Origin of the sequence: Pseudoalteromonas sp. SG43-7, from assembly GCF_014164295.1 — a bacterium.
Taxonomy (GTDB): Bacteria; Pseudomonadota; Gammaproteobacteria; order Enterobacterales; family Alteromonadaceae; genus Pseudoalteromonas; species Pseudoalteromonas rhizosphaerae.
This window is the reverse complement of record NZ_JACJEY010000024.1, coordinates 61,122-67,982: the sequence shown is the minus strand read 5'-3', so window position 1 is coordinate 67,982 and position 6,861 is coordinate 61,122. Positions and strand designations below refer to the sequence as shown.

Annotated in this window: 7 protein-coding genes; 4 read left to right on the top strand and 3 right to left on the bottom strand. The window is 39.6% G+C overall.

Features of this window, described 5'->3' with window-relative positions; genetic code table 11:
- Positions 1-633 precede the first annotated feature (633 nt).
- Both H5200_RS12550 and H5200_RS12545 read right to left on the bottom strand, forming a co-directional pair.
- Positions 634-1,185 carry a hypothetical protein gene (locus H5200_RS12550; protein WP_182740823.1) on the bottom strand — a complete coding sequence of 184 codons (552 nt, stop codon included), beginning with the start codon at positions 1,183-1,185 and terminating at the stop codon, positions 634-636.
- A 140-nt stretch (positions 1,186-1,325) separates the two neighbouring features.
- Positions 1,326-1,655, bottom strand: a complete 330-nt coding sequence (locus H5200_RS12545; RefSeq protein ID WP_145240330.1) for a stress response translation initiation inhibitor YciH — start codon at positions 1,653-1,655, stop codon at positions 1,326-1,328.
- A gap of 157 nt (positions 1,656-1,812) precedes the next feature.
- Between H5200_RS12545 and H5200_RS12540 the strand changes: the two genes are divergently transcribed.
- From H5200_RS12540 to H5200_RS12525, 4 genes are all read left to right on the top strand, one after another.
- Positions 1,813-2,118 carry an STAS domain-containing protein gene (locus H5200_RS12540; RefSeq protein ID WP_145240332.1) on the top strand — a complete coding sequence of 102 codons (306 nt, stop codon included), beginning with the start codon at positions 1,813-1,815 and terminating at the stop codon, positions 2,116-2,118.
- The gene (locus H5200_RS12535) at positions 2,118-3,776 is read left to right on the top strand and encodes a fused response regulator/phosphatase (protein ID WP_182761614.1); all 1,659 of its coding nucleotides are present in this window, start codon (positions 2,118-2,120) and stop codon (positions 3,774-3,776) included. Before H5200_RS12540 ends, H5200_RS12535 begins: the two co-directional genes overlap by 1 nt.
- A gap of 53 nt (positions 3,777-3,829) precedes the next feature.
- Positions 3,830-4,489 (top strand): histidine kinase, encoded by a 660-nt coding sequence (locus H5200_RS12530; RefSeq protein WP_182761613.1) that lies wholly within the window; start codon positions 3,830-3,832, stop codon positions 4,487-4,489.
- A gap of 79 nt (positions 4,490-4,568) precedes the next feature.
- Complete coding sequence (locus H5200_RS12525) at positions 4,569-5,759, top strand: amino acid aminotransferase (protein ID WP_149983417.1); 1,191 nt, start codon at positions 4,569-4,571, stop codon at positions 5,757-5,759.
- 91 nt (positions 5,760-5,850) lie between these two features.
- Here the strand turns inward: H5200_RS12525 and H5200_RS12520 are convergent, their stop codons facing one another.
- Positions 5,851-6,690: a Tim44 domain-containing protein gene (locus H5200_RS12520; RefSeq protein ID WP_182761612.1), complete on the bottom strand. Its 840-nt coding sequence runs from the start codon at positions 6,688-6,690 to the stop codon at positions 5,851-5,853.
- Positions 6,691-6,861 lie beyond the last annotated feature (171 nt).

Sequence of the window (6,861 nt, the reverse complement as noted above, 5' to 3'; positions counted from 1 at the left end):
TTGATGTTTCTTTGCGAGTGCTATCCAGCGTTGTAACGTTGAATAACCGACACCTAAATCATCTGCAATATCTTCTAGACGAACATCATCACATTGAGATAATGCTTTTTCAACCGCTTGAACTTCGATGATGCTGTCTTTTATTGCTCCGCATTAGGCCGCTTGGCTTTGATGCTATCGATTAGTTTATTTTGACCTGAATTTAGCACCACATTTATGGCAGAGTTTAGGTCTGATTTCTACGCCTTCACTACCTGATGCAAATGGAATCGAGTTACATTTTGGACACCTGTAATACAACCAAATACCAATGTTAAATACGAGCACTCCGATTAATGCACCATAAAAAGGATTTAGAAACTCAATATCAAAATATTGAAGAATAAAGCCACTTGAAAAGCATACAACAGTTAATAGCAATATGAGATAAAACCGTTTTTTTACTGGTTTAAATTGCTTCGATACATCATCCATAATTGAGTGTTGCTCCAGTTAAATTAACGCTGCAGTTGGCGGTAAAATGAGAGTGGCTAAATCGCGAGGAACAAGCGAAGCAAGTTACCACGCTACTTTATTACTTTATTACTTTATTACTTTGTTTTATTGTATCAACAGCACCGATAAAGTTTTGTGCTATTCATATTCGCTGAATACTTGGTGTACCCTAGCTGGTGTTATTTTATTAAAGTCATCTTGGTAGTAGTCCTTCGCATACTCAATAAAATATTCTGGAGTTATAGTGATTGCAGGGAGCAGCCAACTAGCTCCGTTATCTTCATTGTTTTGGAAATTAACAGTTCCTTGTTGCCATGACCCTGAGTTGGAAGTACGCCAAAAACAAAAGGTCACATGAGCTATTTCGAAGAAATCGTTATCTAAAACGCCGAGCAGTTCTTCAGGAGCCCCTTCATACATCCCTGGCCAAATTCTAAACTCTTCTTGAGCATGAGGACTAACTTCTGATTCATGATCGAAGCCTTTAATTAAAATAGCATCACCTTTTATGACAATGACGATTTCATCACCACCACCATTTTCATATGAAGCAACGTCTATCCCTGGCGCCCAATTAGCTTTGTAAGAAAAGCACCTTAGGTATTCGTCTTCACAAAGCTCTATATCCAAAGCTGCACTAGCTTTTAGAGCAGAGACTAGTTTTTTATTGGGTAGATTATCTAATATCATTTAAGCTCTCTTTGTGTGGGAGTAGACAATTTTATCTCTGATGTTTTTCTTTGTATTACAATACATTGATCATAAATTAAGAAAGTACATATATGCAATTAGGTCATCAAGTCTCTGCTTTTTATAGGCAAACCGGCGGCTCACCCTCCGGCAATTTTCACTTTGAATTTGAGTGCTTCGAGGATGGCTTTGAGTTTTTCGCGGTCGTCGCCTTGTACTTCAATGATGCCGTCTTTTACCGCGCCGCCTTGGCCCATTTTACTTTTAATGGTTTTGGCGAGTTTTTTTAAATCGTGTTGCTCGCTGTCAATACCAGTTACCAACATAACACCTTTACCTTTACGGCCTTTGGTTTGGCGTTCGATGCGCAGGGCGCCGTCTTTAAATACTTTACTAGCCACTTCTGTGCTTGGTTTTGGTTGGCTGATACGGCCTGTTTCGGTTGAATAAACGAGATTACTATCACTCATGCTTAACCTGCATTTAAAAAGTTAAATAAACAATGGCCTAGATAATATCAAATCTAAAACAAATTTGTGCATAGGGTGTTTTATTTTTGGTGATTTATCATTAACAAGTTATATTTAATACTAATTAAGAATGGATAATCTGAGCAGGAGTTAACTAATGGGTCTAAGTAAGAGTGCATCAGCAGATGGTGCTACACTGACTATTCAAATTAAAGGGAAGTTCGACTTTAATTTAGTGCAGTCATTTCGACAGTCGTATTCCGATATCAATGAAAAAACCGCTAAGGTCGTAATTGACTTGCGAGAAACAGATTACATGGATAGCTCCGCACTTGGTATGTTACTGAATATGAAAAAGACCTTGGGTACCTCAGTTGATGCAATTCAAATCAGTAATTGTCAGCCGCAACTGAAAAAAATCCTGCAAATATCACGTTTTGATAAAAAGTTTGATATTGATTAATGCATATTCTCGTTGTTGATGATCAGCCACTTAATTGTACGCTTTTGAAAGTAATGCTGGTGCAACAAAATTACGAGGTATCGACTGCCGCTAACGGTGTTGAAGCATTAGCAATATTAGCACAGCAGAGCATTGATATTGTGCTACTCGATGTAATAATGCCAGTGATGGATGGCTATGAAACAGCGACAAAAATTAAGCAGTTATACAACGATGTTCACCTACCAATTATTTTTATAACTTCTTTGGAAGATCATAGTAGTTTTGAGCACTGCTTGGAAGCCGGTGGTGATGACTTTATTCATAAACCGTTTGATAAAGTAATTTTAACCGCGAAAATAAAAGCCCACAGCCGTACCCGTAAGCTGAGCTTAAAGACCCACGAACAAAATAAGTTATTAGAATATCATTACAATCAAACCGAGTGCGAGCACGAAATAGTTGAGCATATTTTTAATAATGCCTTAGAAAACCAAAATAAGTTTACCAACAACATTGATTTTCATCTTTCACCGGCTTCTATGTTTAATGGTGATATGTGTTTGGTTGGGCAAAGTCCAATTGGTAGTTTGTATTGTATGCTTGGGGATTTTACTGGCCATGGTTTAGCAGCTGCGGTGGGGGCATTACCGGCATCGAAAGTGTTTTACACTATGGTTAATAAAGGCATGGCGGTCAGTGATATTGCCGCAGAAGTTAATGCCGTATTAGTACAATTATTGCCCGGGCATATGTTTTGTGCCGCGACAATTATTGAGTTAAGTAGCTCCGGGAAAAGTGTTTCAGCTTGGCTTGGTGGCTTGCCTGACGCTTATTTAATTGATCAACAAGGAAGCGTATTAAAAACCTTAGAGTCACAGCACATGGCTTTAGGGATTTTAGAAGGCGACGAATTTGAACGTGAATTAATTCATTTTGAAGTCGATAGCAGTATGCGTTTGGCGCTGGCCACCGACGGTATTATAGAAACCACCAATGAAAACGGTGAATTTTTTGCAGAGCAACGCTTTATAAAGGCACTTGCAAGCAAGCCTAAAGTGACTAGTCAAGATGTGATCGCGCAAGTGACCAAGTTTGCTCATGGTAGCAAACAACAGGATGACCTTAGTTTAGTGCTTTTTAATTGCATGGCGGTTCCTGCTGCGGCTGAAGAGCAAGCCGCTTACTCTCGGTTACCCTTTAATTTTTCTTTAACGCTTAATTCTCGGCAAATAAAACAAACCGACCCGGTGCTTGAAATCGTCGAAGTGATCACCCAAGTTGGCGGGCTAAAAGAGCACCGCTCTGATATTTTTTTACTGCTCTCTGAGGCATATAACAATGCACTTGATCACGGTGTATTAGGACTCGATTCAGCGATTAAAAATAAAGAGGATGGTTTTATTGAGTATTATCAACTTCGAGAGGCAACATTAGCTAAGCTCGTTGATGCATTGATCATTGTGGATATACGTTATTGCCCTGATACATTGAGCCTGTATTTTATAATTTGCGATTCTGGCAATGGTTTTGCAAGCACCGACAGTAATGCTAACAGTAATAATCGCGAGCACGGTCGTGGGTTATCGATATTAGAAGAAATAGCAGAGCAGGTGACTTATAACTCATCGGGTAATCAAATTGAAATGTGTTATCGATTGGTGCAACAACAAAGCTAGTCGTGATTGTTTAGCCATGCTATGATTCATTTTTTAGATGTTTGGATGGCTAAATGGTTTCTTCTTATTTATCTCTTGCGCAATTAGATGTGCCTGCTCAGTTAGTCTCTGCTGAGCTTACTAAGCTCGAAAGCTATTTATCAAATCAGTCGCTTCCTGCGGTACGCTGGCAATATCAAATACCAGAATTGGGTGAAGGCGGGGCGTGCAGTTTATTTGGTTACTTACAAGATGAGCCGTTTAAACTCACTGATTTTTTACCGCAAGATCAGCACACCACGCAAAAGCTTGCTCAATTACAACTAATTGTTGATTACGTTGTAGCGCAAACTAAGGTTGATTGGTACGGCATTTACCAAAGTACAGCAACACCTGAGGGTCAGCAATTACTTAAACTGGCTTACTTTGGCGCGCCAAGCCGACCGCTTTTTCCGCTTACAGAAGCATTTGCTGCTGGTAGTAATAATGTGCAGGTGGCACTGAGTAGTAAAGGGCGAGTGATCAACAACGTTGAGCAGTATTTGGCTGCGGGTGGTGAATATTATACTTGCGACCCTAAAGTAAAATCAGAAGCCTGTTTACCGCTTTTTGACAGTGCAAATCGCTGCGTTGGTATTGTTGATGGCGAAGCCTTTAATAACGATTTTTTCAACCAGCAAACATTAGCGCTATTAATTGCGTGCTGTATTAAAATTCCTCACTTTTTAGTGTAAATAACACTAGTCAATCTAGTGAGCTTTTATGTTAAGCTAAGTGCAACAGCTAACCCCTAAATAATGAAAGAGATAGTCAATGTTCTCAGTATTAAAACCATTACCCACTGATCCTATTCTTGGCCTTATGGCGGCCTATAAGCAAGATACTAACCCAAATAAGATTGACTTAGGGGTTGGTGTTTATAAAGACGAATTCGGTAATACGCCGGTATTAAAAGCAGTTAAAAAAGCTGAAGCGTTTCGTCTTGAAAACGAAACTAGCAAATCATACATTGGTTTGGCGGGTAACTTAGATTACTGCCAAAAAATGGAAAACCTATTATTAGGTGAGCACCAAGCGTTATTAGCTAATCGTGTTCGTACAGCACAAGCTCCAGGCGGTACAGGTGCACTGCGTGTTGCAGCTGAATTTATCGTTCGCTGTAATCCAGGTGCGACAGTGTGGGTTACTAATCCTACTTGGGCAAACCACATTAGCTTGTTTGAAGCCGCTGGCCTAACAGTTAAAGAATACCCGTACTACGATTATGAAAACAAAGATTTATTATTTGATGAAATGATCGAAACCCTTACCCAAGTGCCAAAAGGTGATGTGGTATTACTGCACGCATGTTGTCATAACCCAAGTGGTATGGACTTAAACGAAGCACAGTGGAACACGGTTGCTGAACTGGCAAAAGATGTTGGCTTTACACCGCTGGTTGATATTGCATACCAAGGTTTTGGTTCAAGCCTTGAAGAAGATGCAAACGGTTTACGTATTTTAGCCAATGCAGTTGATGAGTTAATCATTTGTTCGTCATGTTCGAAAAACTTTGGTTTATACCGCGAGCGTATTGGTGCATGTTCAATCATTGCTAAAGACAGCGCAACAGCAGACATTTCAAACTCTGTGATGTTAAGTGTGGTACGTAGCATTTATTCAATGCCACCTGCGCACGGTGCAGATATTGTAAATACTATTTTAAGCAGTACAGAACTGACACAGCAATGGCACAGTGAACTTGATGAAATGCGCAACCGTATCAATGGCCTACGTACTTTGATCAAAGACAGTCTAGCGGCAAAAGAGATTGCTCAAGACTTCTCATTTATTGACCGTCAACACGGTATGTTCTCTTTCTTAGGTATTAATAAAGAGCAAATTGAGCGCCTACAAAAAGAATACGGTATCTACATTGTTGGTTCAAGCCGCGTTAACGTAGCGGGTATCAGTCAAGCTAATATCGATTACTTTGCAAATGCTGTTGCAGACGTTTGTAAATAATCTTATTTAAATAGCGTTTATTGAAATAAAAAACCGCACTAACTTATTGTTGTGCGGTTTTATTTTTTAACCTAGAACCTAGAACCTAGAACTACGCGTCAATTAAATCTTCAACACCAACAATCAGCCAAGGCGCATCATCGCTGGTGGCACGCTCTAAGTGCCAAATTTCTAAAATAGGCTGTTCTTTATTATCGCCTAAGTCACGGTACTTTCCTTTAAAACGAACACTTACTTGCCATTTTTGTGCGTCGGTATCGGCACGTACAAGTTCTGCATCAATAAACATCACGTCAGTTGCAACGCAGTCAATCGCTTCACGTTCCGCTTTAAATTCAGCGACTAGTTCAGGGCTTAAGTATTCAGCCATCGTTGCATAGTCAGCATTATTCCATGCTGTTTGCAAAGTATGATAATGGCTACGCGCACCTTGTAAAAAGCCGTTAGTATCAAAGTTAGCGGGTAAATTAAACGGTACGTCATTGGTTTGACTAAATCCACTTGTAGTGGTGTGCTCAGGCGCAGTTTGTTTCATTTGCGGTGCAGTAAATGCTCCTTGGCCATGCGCCATTACAGGGGCGTTTTTACGACGCATTATACCGATGACAAGTTTAAAGATAATAAAGGCAATACCTGCCATTAAAATTATCTCAAGTAGTTGCATCCCTTCAAAGTCATCGCCCATCATTGCGGCGATTAATCCACCGGCTAATAAGCCGCCAAAAATACCTGCCATCATGCCTTTTTTGCTTGATTTTGGTTTTGCAGCAGGGGCGAGGGTATTGGTATCTGTTTGTTGTTTTTGTGCGGTTTGTTGTGTTTCTGGTGTTTGGCCTCGTTTTTTACTACCAAACTTTTTACGTGCTTGTGCATCAAAACTTGCAGTACATAATAGAGCAAGCAATGAAAATATAACAATCAGGTTTTTCATGAAGTTCCTTAAAACAAATTAGAACGGCGATTCTAAAGTAGTTCAGGAATTAGATAAATAGCGACAAACTGAATTAGCTCTAAAATGCTCAGTAGCTTGGTCAATAGACTAATTTAAAAGCAATTATTGGTTAAAGCGGGAAGAATATAACGATTGTTTCGTGAAGGTATA

Excerpts from the sequence above, each read along its gene's own strand:
- H5200_RS12540 (WP_145240332.1), top strand. The coding sequence starts at position 1,813 with ATGGGTCTAAGTAAGAGTGCATCAGCAGATGGTGCTACACTGACTATT.
- H5200_RS12535 (WP_182761614.1), top strand. The coding sequence starts at position 2,118 with ATGCATATTCTCGTTGTTGATGATCAGCCACTTAATTGTACGCTTTTG.
- H5200_RS12530 (WP_182761613.1), top strand. The coding sequence starts at position 3,830 with ATGGTTTCTTCTTATTTATCTCTTGCGCAATTAGATGTGCCTGCTCAG.
- H5200_RS12525 (WP_149983417.1), top strand. The coding sequence starts at position 4,569 with ATGTTCTCAGTATTAAAACCATTACCCACTGATCCTATTCTTGGCCTT.
- H5200_RS12545 (WP_145240330.1), bottom strand. The coding sequence starts at position 1,655 with ATGAGTGATAGTAATCTCGTTTATTCAACCGAAACAGGCCGTATCAGC.
- H5200_RS12520 (WP_182761612.1), bottom strand. The coding sequence starts at position 6,690 with ATGAAAAACCTGATTGTTATATTTTCATTGCTTGCTCTATTATGTACT.
- H5200_RS12550 (WP_182740823.1), bottom strand. The coding sequence starts at position 1,185 with ATGATATTAGATAATCTACCCAATAAAAAACTAGTCTCTGCTCTAAAA.